This is a genomic window from Nocardia sienata NBRC 100364, assembly GCF_001613205.1.
Classification (GTDB): domain Bacteria; phylum Actinomycetota; class Actinomycetes; order Mycobacteriales; family Mycobacteriaceae; genus Nocardia; species Nocardia sienata.
In genome coordinates this window covers 1-16,777 of the sequence record NZ_BDBX01000045.1, presented here as the reverse complement: position 1 = coordinate 16,777, position 16,777 = coordinate 1, and the positions used below count along the sequence as shown (strand labels likewise).

Below are 16,777 nucleotides of genomic sequence, written 5' to 3'. Positions count from 1 at the left end.
GTCCTCACTTGCTTTCGGTGGTGTCGGTCTTGACCGTGCGATCGGTGTTGAACGGCTGGGTCGAGGTGGCCACCGGCGACTCGCCGATGGACTCGAGCGCGGCGGCGTTGGTCATACCCGATTCCCGCGCCTGGATGTAGCGCTGGAACTTGTCCGGCGAGACCGCGCGGACCTCGAAGTTCATCATCGAGTGGAAAGTGCCGCACATTTCCGCGCAGCGGCCCACGAAGGCGCCTTCCCGGTCGATCTCACTGATCTGGAAGACGTTGTCGGAGTTGTTCTCCTTCGGGTTCGGCATGACGTCCCGCTTGAAGAGGAACTCCGGAACCCAGAACGCGTGGATGACGTCCGCGGCGGCGAGCTGGAACTCGATCACCTTGCCGGTGGGCAGCACCAGCACGGGCACCTCGGTGCTGGTGCCGATCGTTTCGATCTTGTTGTAGTGCAGGTAGGACAGGATGTCGTTCTCGGGACGGCCGTGCACCGGGCCGGGCTGCGGGTGGCCCTCTTCATTGGTGCGGCCGGCGTACTCCTGCAGCTGCTGCTGGTTGGCGTTCTCACGCACCGTGTCGACACCGTTGTAGGTGAACCCGTTCTTCAGGTCGACATCGCGGTAGCCGAACTTCCAGTTCCACTGGAAAGCGGTGACGTCGACGACCACATCCGGGTTGTCGACCTTCTCGTGCACGTAGTTCTGCACGACCACGGTGAAGTAGAACAGCACCGCGATGATGACGAACGGAATCGCGGTGTAGGTCAGTTCGAGCGGCACGTTGTAGCCGGTCTGCCGGGGGAACTCCGGCGAGTTCTTCTTCTTGCGGTGGAAGACCACGGTCCAAAAGGTCAGGCCCCAGACCAGCACACCCATGATGAGGGCGGCGACCACCGACCAGGTCCACAGTTCCCGCATCCGGTGGGCCTGCGGGGTGACACCCGAGGGCCAGCCGAACCGCAACCACACATTGTCGATCGAGCAGCCGGATACGAGCATGGTGGTGATCCCGAGGGATACCGCCAGCCCGGCCCGCCGCAGGACACGACCCCGCCGCCGGGCAGGCCGTGCCCCGATCTCGTCGCTCGCCTTGTGCGCCACGCTCAACGCCTTCCTGGTCGCCACACATTCCGACACCGCATCCCCGGGGCGGGACCCGCCGCCGGGGATACTGACAAACAGCTCGTCCGGGCTTCCCGGGCAGCTCCGCGCACCGCGCGGCACCACCCGGAACAGTCCGAGTACTACGCAGCGTAGACCAAACACGCGTCCGGTACGCCGTCGGGTCGGCTTCGACACTCCGTACCGTGACCGACCACCCGAGCGGAGGTGTATCGCACGGGGAATCACTCCGTGCGGCATACTCGGACACTAGATTTCGCCCGCCGCGCCGGCTCCCCCGGGCGCGGACCCCCGACCAGTGGAAACGAGGTTAGCGCCGCAGTGTGTGGACTGCTCGGATTTCTGACGTCCGATACCGCAGCGCCGGAAACGGTGCAGCGGGTGTACGACGCGCTGCACTGTGTGCGGCACCGCGGACCGGACGAGCGCGGCACCTGGCACGACGACCAGCTGATCTTCGGTTTCAACCGGCTCTCGATCATCGATATCGAGCATTCGCACCAGCCGCTGCGCTGGGGTCCGGCCGATGACCGGCAGCGGTACGCGCTCACCTTCAACGGCGAGATCTACAACTATCTCGAACTGCGCGAAGAACTGGCTCGTGAGCACGCGGCCGAATTCGGCGACGAGCCCATGTTCGCGACCGAGGGCGACAGCGAGGCCATCGTCGCGGCGTTCCATTATTGGGGTCCGGAGGCGGTCCGCCGGCTGCGCGGCATGTTCGCCTTCGCGATCTGGGACACCCACACCCGGGAGCTGTTCCTCGCGCGCGACCCGTTCGGTATCAAACCGCTGTTCCTGGCCACCGGCCCGGGCGGTACGGCGTTCGGCAGCGAGAAGAAGAGCCTGCTGGAGCTGCTACCCGATCTCGGTCTCGACGAATCCCTCGACCACCGGGCGCTCGAGCACTACACGGTGCTGCAGTACGTCCCGGAGCCGGAGACGCTGCACGCCGGTATTCGCCGGCTGGAGTCGGGCAGCTACGCGGTGGTCCGCCCGGGGGCGCAGCCGGAGATCACCCGCTATTTCGTCCCCGGATTCGGCGTCCGCCCCTTCGCCGCCGGGTCCGAACAGGCCCGCTACCGGGAGATCGCCGCGGCGCTCGAGGATTCGGTCGCCAAACATATGCGCGCCGATGTCACCGTCGGCTCCTTCCTGTCCGGCGGTATCGACTCCACCGCCATCGCGGCGCTGGCCATGCGGCACAACCCGAAGCTGATCACCTTCACCACCGGTTTCGAACGCGAGGGCTATTCCGAGGTCGATGTAGCCGCGGAGAGCGCGGCCGCCATCGGGGCCCGGCATATCGTCAAGGTCGTCTCCCCGGCGGAATTCGCCGCCGCTATTCCGGAGATCGTCTGGTACCTCGACGACCCGGTGGCCGATCCGGCGCTGGTGCCGCTGTACTTCGTCGCCAAAGAGGCACGCAAGCATGTCAAGGTGGTGCTGTCCGGCGAAGGCGCCGACGAGCTGTTCGGCGGCTACACCATCTACCGCGAGCCGTTGTCACTGGCACCGTTCGAGAAGTTGCCCCGCGGGGTGCGCCGGCTGGCCGGAAAAGTCTCCGACCTCATCCCCGACGGCACCCGCGGCAAGAGTCTACTGCACCGGGGTTCGCTGCCCCTCGAACAGCGGTACTACGGCAATGCGCGCAGTTTCAGCGACGCGCAGCTGCGGTCGGTGCTGCGGGAGTTCCGCCCGGAGTGGACCCATCAGGATGTGACCGCCGCGATCTACGACCGATCGACCGGCTGGGACCCGGTCGCCCGGATGCAGCATCTGGACCTGTTCACCTGGTTGCGCGGTGACATCCTGGTCAAGGCCGACAAGATGACCATGGCGAACTCCCTGGAACTGCGGGTGCCGTTCCTGGACTCCGAGGTCTTCCGCGTGGCCGAGCAGGTCCCGCTGGAACAGAAGATCACCAAGGAGACCACCAAGTACGCGCTGCGGCAGGCACTCGAGGGCATCGTGCCCGGGCATGTGCTGCACCGCGCGAAGCTCGGTTTCCCGGTACCGCTGCGGCACTGGTTGCGCGGGACCGAACTCTACGACTGGGCCCGGCAGCAGATCGCCGAATCGCAGACCGACCATCTGCTGGACAAGGCCGCCGTCACCGCCATGCTCGATGCGCATCGGGCCGGGGATTCCGATCACAGCCGTCGTCTGTGGACGCTGCTGGTGTTCATGATCTGGCACGGAATATTCGTGGAGGAACGAATCAAGCCGGAGATCTCCGAGCCCACCTATCCGGTGCAGGTCTAGTCCCACGGATGCCGAGAGCCCCGCGCACCGAGGTGAGCGGGGCTCTTGTCCGTCCGTCGACGATCGCCTGCGCGAACGTTCAGCGCAACAGCGGCTCGATTTCGGCCGCCGCCTCCGCGCCGTATGCCTCGCCGAGCCGTTTGAGCGCCGCGTCGGCATCCAGCGTCCATTCCTGGGTGCCCACCGTCTCCAGGACGAGCACCGCGACCAGCGACCCCAGCTGCGCCGCCCGTTCCAGGCTCAGGCCGGCGGTGTGGGCGGTGAGGAAGCCGGCCCGGAACGCGTCACCGACACCGGTCGGATCGACCTTTGCGTTCTCCGGCACGGCCTCGACGCGCACCTGGCTGCCGTCGGTGTCGACCACCAGCACCCCGTCCTTACCGAGGGTGGTGACCCGCACACCGACCCGGGTGGCGATCTCGTCCTCGGTGAGGCCGGTCTTCTGCTTGAGCAGGCCCCATTCGTATTCGTTGGTGAACAGGTAGGCGCTGCCCTCGATGAGCTGCACGGCCTGGTCGCCGTCCAGGCGCGCCAGCTGCTGGGACGGGTCGGCGGCGAAGGGTACGCCCAGTTCCCGGCATTCGGCGGTATGCCGCAGCATCGCCTCGGGATCGTTCGCACCGACCAGCACCAGAGCGAGTTCCCGTTCCTCGGCCAGGGCCGTGAGCGAGATATCGCCGGCTTCACTCATCGCGCCGGGATAGAACGAGGCGATCTGGGCCATATCCTCATCGGTGGTGCAGACGAACCGGGCCGTGTGCGCGGACTCGGACACCCGGACCACCGAGCAATCGACGCCGTGGGCCTCCAGCCACTGCCGGTACTCGTCGAAATCGCGCCCCACCGAGCCGATGAGCAGGGGCGACTGCTTCAGCAGGCCCATGGCGTAGGCAATGTTGCCGGCGACCCCGCCGCGGCGGATCACCAGATCGTCGACGAGAAAACTCAGCGAGACATGCTCGAGCTGATCGGGCAGCAGCACATCGGCGAAACGGCCGGAGAAACGCATGAGGTGGTCGGTCGCGATGGATGCGGATACAGCTATGGACACGTAGGTCGGCCCCTTCGGAATCAGCGCGAACAAGAAAGTGAACGGGGCCTTGCCCCCGGGGTTCACCGTATCAATTCGCCGGGGCTACGACTACGTGTCGTAACCGGCCTCGTGCCGCGTAATGGTCACGTGACCCGGATAATCCAGAATGCCGGGCCGGCGCTGTCACCGGCCCGGGAACACTCAGTTGAAAGAGTCGCCGCAGGCGCAGGAGCCGGTGGCGTTGGGGTTGTCGATGGTGAAGCCCTGCTTCTCGATCGTGTCGACGAAGTCGATCGCGGCGCCCTGGACATACGGCGCGCTCATCCGGTCGACGGTCAGGGTGACGCCGCCGAATTCCGCGGTCAGATCGCCGTCGAGGGTGCGATCGTCGAAGAAGAGCTGGTAACGCAGACCCGCACAGCCGCCCGGCTGGACCGCGATCCGCAGCGCGAGGTCGTCCCGGCCCTCCTGATCGAGCAGTGCTTTGGCCTTACCCGCGGCAGCATCGGTCAGCTTCACACCGTGGGTGGTGGTGGCGGTGTCGTTCTGCACACTCATGAACTCTCCTATGGACAGCGTGGTCGGTCCGTGAACAGCGCACGGTTCCGGGTGGTCCAACACCCTCGGACGGGCTGCTATTCCCTATCTTGCCATCTCCGGGGCCCGCGGCCACACCACCCGTATCGCCTATGGTGGCGGGCGCGTGTGAGCCGTGCCACGTCCTGCCCGGCGGGTGATCGGCCACACCCCGGCTACCGCCCCGTTCACTGTCGGGGTGGGTGACCGATTAGCCTGGTTACCGTGAAGTTGTTCCGACGCGGTGAGCCCAGCGGTACCGACGCGCCCGCTGACGGCTCGCGGGCCGCGACCGCCACCGCGAGCGCCACCGAGGCCGATGCGGCCCCGGCCAAGGCCGCGCCCACGGCAGGCAAGGGCCGGCCCACCCCGAGTCGGCGCGAAGCCGAGGGCAGGCGCCGCGGTCCGGTCGCCCCGCCCCCCATGACATCGAAGGAAGCCCGCGCCCGTCGCAAGGAGACCCGCGGTTCCAAGGAGGAGCGCAAGGCGGCCTCCGCCGAGCGCCGCGCCGCCGCCCAGGATCGTCGCGCCCGGATGCTGGCGGGTGAGGACAAGTATCTGCTGCCCCGGGATCAGGGCCCGGTGCGCGCATTCGTCCGCGATATCGTCGACGGGCGCCGTAATCTGGTCGGGCTTTTCATGCCGATGGCGTTGCTGCTGATCCTGTCCATGTTCGCGGCTCCCGCGTGGCAGTCGATCATCACGCTGGCCATGCTGGTGATGATGGTGTTCATGATCGCCGAGGGTTTCCTGCTCGGGCGGATCGTCAACCGGCGGGTGCGGGAACGTTTCCCGAAATCCACCGATACCGGGTTCCGGCTCGGCTGGTACGCGTTCGTGCGCGCCTCCCAGATGCGCAAGATGCGCGCGCCGAAACCGCGGGTCTCCCCCGGCGACGCGATCTGACGTACGGGTGTCCGAACCCGTCCCTTCCCTCGGACAGCGCACCCTCGTACTCGGGGGTGCGCGATCGGGTAAATCCGCATTCGCCGAATCCCTCGTCACCGGCGAGGCGGTCCGCTATCTGGCCACCGCGATTCCCGATCCCGCGGATACCGATTTCACCGCCCGGATCGCCGTGCACCGGGCCCGCCGCCCCGCGGACTGGACGGTGGTCGACGCCGCCGACCCCGCGGCCGAACTGCGTATCGCGTATCCCGGCGCCACCCTGATCGACGATATCGGCACCTGGCTGACCGCCCGGCTCGACGCCCGCGCCGGCTGGGATGCGCCACGCGGCACCATCGGCCCGGATACCGATGCTCTCGTCGACACCGTCGCCGACTACCGCGACCGGTTGGTGATCGTCACCCCGGAGGTCGGCCTGGGCGTCATCCCCGCGACCCGGTCGGGACGGTTGTTCCGCGACGAGATCGGCACGCTGAACCAGCGGTTGGCCCAGGTCTGCGACGAGGCTTTTCTCGTGGTCGCCGGACTGCCACTGCGCTTGAAATGAGCCGGGCCGGCTACACCCGTACGCTTCCCCTCTGCGGCCGTCCGGCTCGTCCACCGCTCTCTTGTCCGAGGGCGGTGCTTGAATCATGCGATGCAGACCATGCCGCGCGCCGACATATGGGCGGCGATCCACCGGGAACGGGCCGTCCTGGCCGACGAACTCACCGGCCTGACCTCCGAGCAGTGGTCGGCTCCCTCCCTCTGCGGACAGTGGTCGGTGCGCGAGGTGCTCGCCCATCTCACCGCGGCCGCGAGCACCGGGCGTCTGCGCTGGATCCGGAGCATGCTCGGCGCACGCTTCGATGCCGACCTGCACAATCAGCGGCGTATGCGGGAACATCTGGGTGCCGGCCCGGCCGAGACGCTCGACCGGTTCCGCGCGGCGGCGACGAACACCACAGCGCCGTCCGGGCACACTGCGGCGTGGCTCGGCGAGGTCGTGGTGCACGGCACCGATATCCGGCAGCCGCTCGGACTCACCGGAGCTCCCGCCCTCTCCTCGGTGACCGAGGTCGCCCGTTTCTTCGCTGCCCGCGATTTCACGGTCCCCGGCCGCACCACCACTGCGGGCCTGCACCTGCAGGCCACCGATGGGCCGTTCGACACCGGCACCGGGCCGTCGGTGCGGGGCAGCACGCTGGCGCTGGTCATGGCGATGGCCGGGCGCGCCGCATACTGCGCCGAACTCACCGGTCCGGGGGTGGCCACACTGCGCGAACGGATCGGCGATCGACACCACGCCGAGTAGCCGATCGACCGCTACCGGCCCCGGGCAGGTGACGGCCGGCCGGGTACCTCACGACGGGCACCGCGCACGGGGCAATATTGTCCGGAGGGTGGATGCGCCGGCCGAGACGGATTCCGGCGTGGTGCCGCCGCGACAGCACCCGATCGGAAGGCTCGAACAGTGACAGAGGGATTCGCACCCGTTGCCCCGCCGGATGCCGGTATCCGTGCGGCCGCCGAGCAACGGCAGGCGTCGCTGACCAAGCCGCCGGGGTCGCTGGGGCGGTTGGAAGAGCTGGGCAACTGGGTGGCGGCCTGTCAGGGTGTCTGCCCGCCGAAACAGTTCGAGCAGGCGCGGGTGGTGGTGTTCGCCGGTGACCACGGGGTGGCCCGGCACGGCGTCTCGGCGTTTCCCAGTGAGGTCACCGCGCAGATGGTCGCCAACTTCCGGGCGGGCGGGGCCGCGGTGAACGCACTGGCCGGGATAGCCGGTGCCACCGTTCGCGTGGTGGATATCGCGGTGGACGCCGACACCGATCCCGCGGTGAGCGCCCACAAGATCCGCCGGTCCAGTGGCGCGATCGATCGCGCGGATGCGCTCACCGCCGACGAGGTCGCCGCCGCGCTCGCCGCCGGTGCCGCCGTCGCCGACGAGGAGATCGACGCCGGAGCCGACCTGCTGATCGTCGGCGATATGGGCATCGGTAACACCACTCCCGCCACCGCGCTCATCGCCACCCTCACCGGTGTGGAACCGGTACGCGCGGTCGGCCGGGGCACGGGTGTGGACGATCACGGGTGGATGCGCAAGGTGGCCGCTGTCCGCGACGCCATGTGGCGGGCCCGGCCCGTCGCCCGGGACAGTGTCGAACTGCTGCGCGTCGCCGGTGGCGCCGATATCGCCGCCATGACCGGCTTCCTGGCCCGGGCCGCCGCCCGGCGGACCCCGGTACTGCTCGACGGGCTGATAGTCACCGCGGCCGCGCTGATCGCCGAGGATCTGGCGGCGGGCGCGGTGCAGTGGTGGGTGGCCGCGCACCGGTCCACCGAGCCCGCGCACGCCGAAGCACTCAGCAAACTGAAACTCACCCCGGTACTCGATCTGGACATGCGACTCGGGGAGGGGTCCGGCGCGCTCACCGCGCTACCCGTGCTGCGCGCCGCCGTCGCCGTGCTCGCGGAGATGGCGACCTTCGCCGATGCCGGAGTCAGCACCGCGGACACCGAACCGGCCACCGTCGACCTGCAGAAATGACCGCCACGACAGACCGCGCGCAATGCTGACCCCACTGCGGCTGGCCTTCTCCTGGCTCACGGTGCTGCCGGTGCGCGGGCCGAGTGAGGTGGACCGCAGTGCGGCGCGCCGGGCCATCGCGCTGGCACCGGTCGCCGGAATCGGACTCGGTCTGGTCGCGGCGGTGCTGCTGTGGGTGCTGGCGCCCGCGGGGATCGCCGCCGGATTCGTCGCGGTCGCGGCCCTGGCGTTGCTGACCCGGGGTATGCATCTGGACGGGCTGGCCGACACATTCGACGGTCTCGGGGTCTACGGGCCACCCGAACGCGCCCGGGAGGTGATGAAAGGCGGTGGCGCCGGTCCGTTCGGAGTGGCCGCCATCGTGCTGGCCGCCGGCGTCCAGGCGGGCGCGTTCACCACGCTGGCGGCCACCGGCCACTGGGCGGCGGTCGTCGCGGCGGTGGGTCTGGGCCGTGTCGCGGTGGTCGCCGCCTGTCGCCGCGGGATCGAACCCGCGCCCGGCGCCTGGTTCGGCGCGATGGTCGCCGGAACCCAGTCCCTTCTCGCGGTTCTCGGCTGGGCCGCCGTGGGAACCACGGCGGCGGTGTTCGCGATACCGGAGCTGCCGTGGGCCGGGCCGCTGGTGGCGCTGGTGGCCCTCGCCGCCGCAGTCCACCTCGTCGGGCACGCGGTCCGGCGGATCGGCGGGCTCTCGGGCGATCTCCTCGGCACAGCGGTCGAAATCACCACCGCGCTGGCGGCCCTGGGTTTCGCGCTGGCCGCGAAGTCTGTCTGAGCCACCCGGATTCCGTCGGGCCCACAAACCCGGTCCCCTCCGATCTGGCCGGGCCTCAATATTGCGAACGCAGCGGCTCGCCGATCCGCCGCGCCCCATAAGGTGTGGGTATGTCAGCCGAGCGCTTCTACTTCCGTCAACTCCTGGCCGGCCGTGATTTCGCCGTCGGGGATCCGATCGCCACGCAGATGCGCAATTTCGCCTATCTGATCGGTGACCGGGACACCGGGGAATGTGTCGTCGTCGATCCCGCCTACGCAGCCGGCGATCTGGCCGATATCGCCGAGAACGACGGCCTGAAACTGTCCGGGGTGCTGGTCACCCACCACCACCCGGACCATATCGGCGGCACCATGATGGGGTTCACCCTGCGCGGGGTGCGGGAGCTGCTCGAGCAGGCCACGGTTCCGGTGCACGTGAACGATCAGGAGAAGACCTGGGTCGCCGATGTCACCGGTATCGCTCCCAGCGAGCTCACCGGCCACGGGCACGGCGACAAGCTGAGTGTCGGCGCCTTCGACATCGAGTTCTTACACACGCCGGGCCACACCCCCGGCAGCCAGTGCTTCCTGGTCGACGACAAGCTCATCGCCGGAGACACCCTCTTCATCGACGGTTGCGGGCGTACCGATTTCCCGGGCGGTGACTCCGACACCATGTTCCGCAGCCTGCGCTACCTGGCGGATATGCCGATCAATCCGGAGGTCTACCCGGGGCACTGGTACTCCCCGGACCCGCACGCCTCCCTGGACTCGATCCGCGACAACAACTACGTGCTGCGGCCGCGGTCACTCGGCGAATGGCACGCCCTCATGCCGGGCTGATCGGCGCGACCCGGGCACCGGCCCCCGCGCTCGGTACCCGGGTGAGCTGCGGCTCCGACGTTCGGTCAGAGCACCCGCATCCACTGGTGCACATCGGCGAAGGTACCGCGCTGGATACCGGTGAGCGTGTCGCGCAGCGCCATGGTCACCTCACCCGGCTCACCTCCACCGATGGTGAATTCACCGTCGGGCCCGAACACGGAACCGACCGGGGTGATCACGGCCGCGGTGCCGCAGGCGAACACTTCGGTGATCTCGCCGGATTCCGCACCGGCCCGCCAGTCCTCGACGGAGATCTTGCGCTCGGTCACCGGATAGCCGGAATCCGCCGCCAGGGTCAGCAGGGAATCCCGGGTGATACCCGGCAGCAGCGACCCGGACAGTTCCGGGGTGACCAGCCGCGCGTCCGACCCGGAGCCGTAGACGAAGAACAGGTTGTTGGTGCCCATCTCCTCGACATAGCGGCGTTCCACCGCGTCCAGCCACACCACCTGATCGCAGCCCTTGGCGGTGGCCTCGGCCTGCGCCAGCAGCGACGCCGCGTAGTTACCGGCCACCTTGGCCTCACCGGTGCCGCCGGGCGCGGCCCGCACGTACTCGGTCGACAACCACACGCGCACCGGTTTCACACCACGCGGGAAGTAGGCGCCGGCCGGGGAGCCGAGCAGCAGGTACTTGTAGGCGGAGGCGGGCTTCACACCCAGCCCGGCTTCGGTGGCGAACATGAACGGCCGCAGGTAGAGCGACTCCTCGCCGCCCGCGGCGGGCACCCACTCCGCGTCCACGTCGAGCAGCTGGCGCACCGATTCGATGAACAGCTCCTCGGGGAGTTCGGCCATCGCCATCCGGCGCGCGGACCGGCGGAACCGGGCCGCGTTGGCGTCGATGCGGAAACAGGCGACCTGCCCGTCCGGCTGGCGGTAGGCCTTGAGTCCTTCGAAGATCGCCTGGCCGTAGTGGAAAACCATGGTGGCCGGATCCAGGGTCAAGGCGCCGTAGGGTTCCACGACCGCGTTGGTCCAGCCGTCGGCCTCGGTGTAATCGATAGTGACCATATGGTCGGTGAAGTAGCGGCCGAAACCGGGGGCCGACAGAATCTCCTGTACCCGCTGCGCCGGGGTGGGCGCAGGATGAGGGATACGGGCGAACTGTGCAGCAGCGGTCATGACCAGCAGTCTATGTCCTGGGTCCGCCTCGAATCCGCGGTGGTCCGCGTGGCACGCCCGGTCCACTCCGTACCGGGCGCGCCACGGCCGGTCACTACGGCCCGGCCCGGCCGTCTCAGCCGGTGTGCGCTTCGACGAACAGGGGTCGCACCACAGTGCAGCGCAGCGGCCGGCCACGGACGTCCACCGCGACCTCGGTACCGACCTTCACCGCCGGATCCAGCAGAGCCAGCGCGATCCCGGCCTGCTTGGTCGGCGAGAAGGTCCCGGAGGTGGTCACCCCGACCTTCACCCCGGCGAGCAGCACGTCCTGATTCTCCCGCGGGATACCGCGGTCGAGAGCCTCCAGGCCGAGCAGGGTGCGGCGGGGACCCGCCGCTCGTTCCGCCTCCAGCGCCGCCTTTCCCCAGAAATCCGGTTTGGCCCAGCCCACCGCCCACGACGCACGGGCCTGCACCGGTGTGATCTCGGCGGACAGTTCGTGCCCGTGAAGCGGATAGCCCATCTCGGTACGGAGCGTGTCGCGGGCGCCGAGCCCGGCGACCTGCCCGCCGATCGCCCGCACCTGCGCCACCAGAGCCCGGAACAGTGCCTCGGCACCGTCCCAGCGCGGCAGCAATTCGTAACCGTGTTCACCGGTGTAGCCGGTCCGGCACACCCGCACCGGCTGCCCCGACCAGTCCGCGTCGGCGAACGCCATATAGGACAGATCCACCGGGAGTCCCAGCGCGGTGAGCACCTCCGCCGACCGGGGCCCCTGAACCGCGAAGACACCGTATGCGCGATGTTCCCCCGTGACCGTGATCGCCGGCGGCGCGGCCGCCGCCAGTTTCTGCACCACCGCGGCGGTATTGGCCGCGTTCGGTACGAGGAAGATCTCGTCGTCGCGCACGAAATAGGCGATGAGATCGTCGACCACGCCGCCGTCGGAGTTGCAGCACAGCGTGTACTGCGCCCGGCCCGGACCGATTCGTCCCAGATCGTTGGTCAGCGCGGAGTTCACGAATTCGGCCGCCGCCGCGCCGCGCACTGTCGCCTTCCCGAGATGACTCACGTCGAAAAGCCCCACCGATTCCCGCACCGCGGTGTGCTCGGCGACCGTACCCGCGTACGAGACCGGCATCTCCCAGCCGCCGAACGGGGCGAATTTGGCTCCGAGTTCGACATGTACTCCGTGGACAGGGCCCTGTTGCAGCTCGGCGTCACTCACCGGGCGAGCTTAGCCCGGTCCGGGCCGGGGCCGGGCTCCCACCGCGCCGACCCGGGTCGGCGGTAGCCGCGCCGGGACCGGCGGATCAGGCCTCGAACCACATGGGGATCAGCGTGGGCCCCTCCTCCGGCAGGGTGTAGGTCTCGCCGGTGCGGACGAAACCCTGCCGGGTGTAGAGCCGGGACGAACGCTCGGTGCTGGCCTCCAGGTACGCCGGGAGTCCCGCGGCACGCAACTGCCGGGTCCGTTCGGTGAGGATGGCCGCGCCCGCACCCCGCCCCCGGTACTCCGGCACCGTGCTGATCAGCTCCAGGTAGCTGTGCGGGAATCGGCGCGGATGCTCCCGGGCCAGCAATTCGGTCACATAGGCCGACCGCTGGAGCGGACGCAGTTCCGGCGCCCGCTGCGCGCGCTCTCGTGCGGTGACGGCATCGGCGAGCAACCGGTCGGCCGAGGTGAGCTTCTGCCAGATCGAGACCGCCCAGATTTCGCCGTCGGCGCCGGCCACCCAGACCTCGTCCTCTCGCAGGCCGCGGTCGATGATCTGCGGGGCCCACTCCTCGAGAAACTCCTCCATCGAGTAGTCACGCATGATCCAGGCGGTGACCGCCTCGTCCGGGGTCGACTTCCGGAACGCTTTCATGAGTGCTTCGCGATCACTCGTTCCGGCGCGCCGCACTATCGGTTCCGTTCCCATACCGCCTCCTGTGAATGGTGTTATCACCAGCGAATTTATGTTCTCTATCTGCGGAAAACCACTATTTCGTCACGGTATTTCGTGTGATGAAATAGTGCTGTGACAGCGTGTGCGATATGCGGTGCGGTCCTGCGGCAGCCGGCTCGGGGCCGGCGGCGGCGGTACTGTTCCCGCTCCTGCCAGGCCCGCGCCTACCGGGCCCGGCGCCGGGCTCCGGCCGCCCCGCCGCGACCGCGGCCCCAGCGGCTGTCGAGGCTCACAATCGCCCACGCGGCGATCGCCCTGGCGGACCGTGCGGGCATCGAAGGTCTGACCATGCGGCGCCTGGCCGGCGACCTGGGGGTGGCCACCGCCGCGCTGTACCGGTACTTCGACGATCGCGAACAACTACTCGTCGTGATGACCGATGTCGTACTCGCCGAAATACTGCCTCCGCCACCGCAGCTGACCGGTCGGCGCGCCCGGATCACGTACGAGGCCCGGCAGGAATGGCAGATCTACCGGCGGCATCCATGGATCCTCACGGTGCTGGCGCGAATCCGCCCGCCGCTGGGGCTTTCACTGTTCGATACCTTGGAACGGACGCTGAGCGCGCTCGACGCACCGGGCATGTCCAGGGCACAGCTCATCTCGACATATCTGAGTTACTCCGCACTGGTGCAGGGTCTGGCCCTGGTGTGGACCGCTGAACGGTCCGATCGGATCGGCGGCCCGCAATCGGCCGCCGAAGTACCCGCCGAAGTGGCCGCACTCGTCGACCCCGTCGCGCGCCCGGCCCTGTACAAGGCGTTCGGCCCGACCGGCCCCCCACCCGACCTCGATTTCGGCGAACTGCTCACCGACGCGGTGGACATGCTGCTCGACGGCGTCGCGGTACGTCATGCGGGGTCCACCGAATAGCCTGGGGCCATGACCGCAGTCGCAGATCGTCCGCTCGGACCGGAATTGGCACGTACCCAGACCATCGAACCCGGCACCGATGTCCTCGTCATCGGCCTCGCCACCACCGACGACGGTCCCGTCATCGTCCCCGAGGACCTCTTCGGCGATGTGCTCGACACCGACGTGCGCACCCGGCTGCTCGACCAGCTGACCGCGGTCGGCGCCACAGGCAAAGCCGAACAGCTGGTCCGGATTCCCGCCCCCGCCGGCCTGGACGATGTCGCCAGTGTGCTGGCCGTCGGCCTCGGCGGCGTCGCGGATATCGATGCCGAGCAGATCCGCCGCAGCGCCGGGGCGGCCGCCCGCTCCCTGACCGGGGTCGCGCGTGCGGTCACCACCCTGTCCGGCCTGGATATCGGCGCCGCCGTGGAGGGTTTCTACCTCGGCGCCTACTCGTTCACCCCGTTCCGCTCCGCGAAATCGGCGCCCAAGCCCGAGGCCGCGCCGCCTGCTCGCGTCGAGCTACTCGTCCCGGAACCCGATTTCGGCGGCGACGCGTTGCTGCGCGCCCAGCTCATCGCCGAAGCCGTGGCCACTGCCCGCGATTTCGTGAACACCCCGCCGAGCCATCTGTACCCGGCCGAATTCGCCCGCCGTGCCGCCCTGCTGGCCGAAGGAGCCGGCCTCGAGGTAGAAGTACTCGACGAGAAAGCCCTGGAAGAGGGCGGTTACGGTGGAGTGCTGGGAGTCGGTAAGGGCTCATCGCGGCCGCCGCGCCTGGTCCGCCTCACCTATCGGGGCGGCGACAAGAAGGTCGCGCTGGTCGGCAAGGGGATCACCTTCGACACCGGCGGTATCTCCATCAAACCGGCCGCGAATATGGAGAACATGACCTCGGATATGGCCGGCGCGGCAGCTGTCGTGGCGACCACTCTGCTCGCCGCGCGGCTGAGTCTGCCGGTCACCGTGATCGCGACCGTCCCGATGGCGGAGAACATGCCGTCGAGTACCGCCCAGCGGCCCGGCGACGTGCTCACCCAATACGGCGGCACCACCATCGAGGTCACCAATACCGATGCCGAGGGCCGGCTCATCCTGGCCGACGCCATGGTCCGCGCCGGTGAGGACGACCCGGACTATCTCATCGACGTGGCCACCCTCACCGGCGCCCAGATGGTGGCGCTGGGCACCCGTACCCCGGGCGTGATGGGCACCGACGAATTCCGCGACCGGGTGGCCCGGATCTCTCAGGAGGTCGGCGAACACGGCTGGCCGATGCCGCTGCCCGCGGAGCTGCGCGCCGATCTGGACTCCAAGATCGCCGATATGGTCAACGCGACATCGCATCGGTGGGGCGGCATGCTCGTCGCGGGCACATACCTGAAGGAGTTCGTGCCCGAGGGCGTGGAATGGGCCCATATCGATATAGCGGGCCCGGCCTACAACACCGGCGGCCCCTTCGGCTACATCGGCAAGGGCGGTACCGGTGTCCCGGTCCGTACCCTCATCGCCGTGCTCGAGGACATCGCGGCCCAGTAGTGGCCCGAAGTTTGCCGGGCGGCCGTCCGGTCGCCCGGCAACCAGGACAGGGCAGGGAGTCGCGCTGCCGAGTTGCGGTGGCGCGGCCCTCGCGTCGCGTTCCCATGGGTCGGCGCCGTGTCATTCACCAGCTACGGCAACCAGCACCACCGTGACATCTGTCACATCGGTCGCCGGCCCGACGGAGCCCGCGCCTGCGGTATGCGTACGGACCCAGTCGCGCCGAGAGTGGGTTTCCGCGCCCCGACCTCCGCAAACACTGCTGCGCCCGGCCGTGACACGACAGGGAACGGCCGGCAAACCCATTGCCGCCGACCTCCTGCCGGCCACCCGAATCCCGCCGCATCCGGCGGTGATTCCGTGGTGCCGGCTACCAAAATTGGATGCCCTCCGGTAAACGCGTCGCGCGGCGAATGCAAGGATGGTGGACGGAACAACAACCACACGGATCTCCGGCGCCGCGCAGAATGAACGCCGGCTGGAACACCGTCGCGACCCGCGACAGAATCCACCCGGAACGAACTGTTGTAGACCCGTCGAGCAGTTAGAGGAGTCAACGGACATGGCCTTCTCCGTCCAGATGCCCGCTCTTGGTGAGAGCGTCACCGAGGGAACGGTGACACGGTGGCTGAAGCAGGAAGGAGACACGGTCGAGGTCGACGAGCCGCTGCTCGAGGTCTCCACCGACAAGGTCGACACCGAGATCCCGTCCCCCGCGGCGGGTGTGTTGACGAAGATCGTCGCCAATGAGGACGACGTTGTCGAGGTGGGTGGCGAACTGGGTGTCATCGGTGACGCCGGCGAGGCCGCCGAGCCCGCCCCGGCTCCCGAACCGGCCGCTGCCGAACCCACCTCCGCCCCCGCCGAGCAGACCCAGCAGGCCCCCGCGGAGCCGGAACCGGCACCTGCGGCCCAGGCTCCCGCCGCCGACTCCGCGGCCTCCGGCACCTCGGTGAAGATGCCGGAACTCGGCGAATCGGTCACCGAAGGCACCGTGACCCGGTGGCTCAAGGCGATCGGCGACGAGGTCGCGGTCGACGAGCCGCTGCTCGAGGTCTCCACCGACAAGGTCGACACCGAGATTCCCTCCCCTGTCGCGGGCACCCTGCTGGAGATCACCGCGCAGGAAGACGACGTCGTCGAGGTCGGCGGTCAGCTCGGTGTGATCGGCTCCGGCGCTCCCGCGACCGGTTCGGCCCCCGCGCCGGCTCCCGCCCCTGCCCCCGAGCCCGAACCGGCTCCCGCGCCCGCTCCGGCCCC

The 16,777-nt window shown here is 68.9% G+C and carries 16 protein-coding genes; 10 read left to right on the top strand and 6 right to left on the bottom strand.

Annotated elements, in window-relative coordinates; genetic code table 11:
- Window positions 1-4: 4 nt before the first annotated feature.
- The gene (ctaC, locus tag NS4_RS23285) at window positions 5-991 is read right to left on the bottom strand and encodes an aa3-type cytochrome oxidase subunit II (RefSeq protein WP_084487628.1); all 987 of its coding nucleotides are present in this window, start codon (window positions 989-991) and stop codon (window positions 5-7) included.
- A 444-nt stretch (window positions 992-1,435) separates the two neighbouring features.
- Between ctaC and asnB the strand changes: the two genes are divergently transcribed.
- Window positions 1,436-3,379 carry an asparagine synthase (glutamine-hydrolyzing) gene (gene asnB, locus NS4_RS23280; RefSeq protein WP_063061637.1) on the top strand — a complete coding sequence of 648 codons (1,944 nt, stop codon included), beginning with the start codon at window positions 1,436-1,438 and terminating at the stop codon, window positions 3,377-3,379.
- Between the two features lie 79 nt (window positions 3,380-3,458).
- Here asnB and NS4_RS23275 read toward each other — a convergent pair whose 3' ends face one another.
- The gene (locus tag NS4_RS23275) at window positions 3,459-4,430 is read right to left on the bottom strand and encodes a carbohydrate kinase family protein (RefSeq protein WP_063061648.1); all 972 of its coding nucleotides are present in this window, start codon (window positions 4,428-4,430) and stop codon (window positions 3,459-3,461) included.
- Window positions 4,431-4,613: 183 nt separating this feature from the next.
- Entirely contained in the window at window positions 4,614-4,970 is a 357-nt protein-coding gene (locus NS4_RS23270; RefSeq protein WP_063061636.1) for a HesB/IscA family protein, read from the bottom strand.
- 243 nt (window positions 4,971-5,213) lie between these two features.
- Between NS4_RS23270 and NS4_RS23265 the strand changes: the two genes are divergently transcribed.
- The 6 genes from NS4_RS23265 to NS4_RS23240 all read left to right on the top strand — a co-directional run bounded on the left by NS4_RS23265 (window position 5,214) and on the right by NS4_RS23240 (window position 10,023).
- Window positions 5,214-5,894 (top strand): DUF3043 domain-containing protein, encoded by a 681-nt coding sequence (locus NS4_RS23265; protein ID WP_063061635.1) that lies wholly within the window; start codon window positions 5,214-5,216, stop codon window positions 5,892-5,894.
- Window positions 5,895-5,901: 7 nt separating this feature from the next.
- On the top strand, window positions 5,902-6,444 hold the full coding sequence (locus NS4_RS23260; protein WP_063061634.1) for a bifunctional adenosylcobinamide kinase/adenosylcobinamide-phosphate guanylyltransferase: 543 nt from the start codon (window positions 5,902-5,904) through the stop codon (window positions 6,442-6,444).
- Between the two features lie 90 nt (window positions 6,445-6,534).
- Entirely contained in the window at window positions 6,535-7,191 is a 657-nt protein-coding gene (locus NS4_RS23255; RefSeq protein WP_063061633.1) for a maleylpyruvate isomerase family mycothiol-dependent enzyme, read from the top strand.
- 159 nt (window positions 7,192-7,350) lie between these two features.
- Window positions 7,351-8,424 (top strand): nicotinate-nucleotide--dimethylbenzimidazole phosphoribosyltransferase, encoded by a 1,074-nt coding sequence (gene cobT, locus NS4_RS23250; protein ID WP_063061632.1) that lies wholly within the window; start codon window positions 7,351-7,353, stop codon window positions 8,422-8,424.
- Window positions 8,425-8,446: 22 nt separating this feature from the next.
- A complete protein-coding gene (locus NS4_RS23245; protein WP_063061631.1) occupies window positions 8,447-9,199 on the top strand; it encodes an adenosylcobinamide-GDP ribazoletransferase in 753 nt (250 codons plus the stop codon).
- Window positions 9,200-9,309: 110 nt separating this feature from the next.
- Entirely contained in the window at window positions 9,310-10,023 is a 714-nt protein-coding gene (locus tag NS4_RS23240; RefSeq protein ID WP_063061630.1) for an MBL fold metallo-hydrolase, read from the top strand.
- 65 nt (window positions 10,024-10,088) lie between these two features.
- Here NS4_RS23240 and NS4_RS23235 read toward each other — a convergent pair whose 3' ends face one another.
- The 3 genes from NS4_RS23235 to NS4_RS23225 form a co-directional block, all read right to left on the bottom strand.
- The gene (locus NS4_RS23235) at window positions 10,089-11,189 is read right to left on the bottom strand and encodes a branched-chain amino acid aminotransferase (RefSeq protein ID WP_063061629.1); all 1,101 of its coding nucleotides are present in this window, start codon (window positions 11,187-11,189) and stop codon (window positions 10,089-10,091) included.
- Between the two features lie 115 nt (window positions 11,190-11,304).
- Window positions 11,305-12,399: a glycine cleavage system aminomethyltransferase GcvT gene (gene gcvT / locus NS4_RS23230; protein WP_063061628.1), complete on the bottom strand. Its 1,095-nt coding sequence runs from the start codon at window positions 12,397-12,399 to the stop codon at window positions 11,305-11,307.
- Between the two features lie 85 nt (window positions 12,400-12,484).
- Window positions 12,485-13,096 carry a GNAT family N-acetyltransferase gene (locus NS4_RS23225; protein ID WP_063061627.1) on the bottom strand — a complete coding sequence of 204 codons (612 nt, stop codon included), beginning with the start codon at window positions 13,094-13,096 and terminating at the stop codon, window positions 12,485-12,487.
- Window positions 13,097-13,195: 99 nt separating this feature from the next.
- On the opposite strand from NS4_RS23225, the gene NS4_RS23220 reads away from it, so the two are divergent.
- The 3 genes from NS4_RS23220 to NS4_RS23210 all read left to right on the top strand — a co-directional run.
- Complete coding sequence (locus tag NS4_RS23220) at window positions 13,196-13,996, top strand: TetR/AcrR family transcriptional regulator (RefSeq protein WP_063061626.1); 801 nt, start codon at window positions 13,196-13,198, stop codon at window positions 13,994-13,996.
- Window positions 13,997-14,005: 9 nt separating this feature from the next.
- Window positions 14,006-15,517 carry a leucyl aminopeptidase gene (locus tag NS4_RS23215; protein ID WP_063061625.1) on the top strand — a complete coding sequence of 504 codons (1,512 nt, stop codon included), beginning with the start codon at window positions 14,006-14,008 and terminating at the stop codon, window positions 15,515-15,517.
- Window positions 15,518-16,079: 562 nt separating this feature from the next.
- The coding region (locus NS4_RS23210; protein WP_305781579.1) for a biotin/lipoyl-containing protein at window positions 16,080-16,777 on the top strand (698 nt) is incomplete at its 3' end.

Coding starts and splice junctions, on each gene's coding strand:
- ctaC (WP_084487628.1), bottom strand. CDS start 991: ATGCTCGTATCCGGCTGCTCGATCGACAATGTGTGGTTGCGGTTCGGC.
- NS4_RS23270 (WP_063061636.1), bottom strand. CDS start 4,970: ATGAGTGTGCAGAACGACACCGCCACCACCACCCACGGTGTGAAGCTG.
- NS4_RS23255 (WP_063061633.1), top strand. CDS start 6,535: ATGCAGACCATGCCGCGCGCCGACATATGGGCGGCGATCCACCGGGAA.
- NS4_RS23245 (WP_063061631.1), top strand. CDS start 8,447: ATGCTGACCCCACTGCGGCTGGCCTTCTCCTGGCTCACGGTGCTGCCG.
- NS4_RS23240 (WP_063061630.1), top strand. CDS start 9,310: ATGTCAGCCGAGCGCTTCTACTTCCGTCAACTCCTGGCCGGCCGTGAT.
- NS4_RS23235 (WP_063061629.1), bottom strand. CDS start 11,189: ATGACCGCTGCTGCACAGTTCGCCCGTATCCCTCATCCTGCGCCCACC.
- NS4_RS23225 (WP_063061627.1), bottom strand. CDS start 13,096: ATGGGAACGGAACCGATAGTGCGGCGCGCCGGAACGAGTGATCGCGAA.
- NS4_RS23215 (WP_063061625.1), top strand. CDS start 14,006: ATGACCGCAGTCGCAGATCGTCCGCTCGGACCGGAATTGGCACGTACC.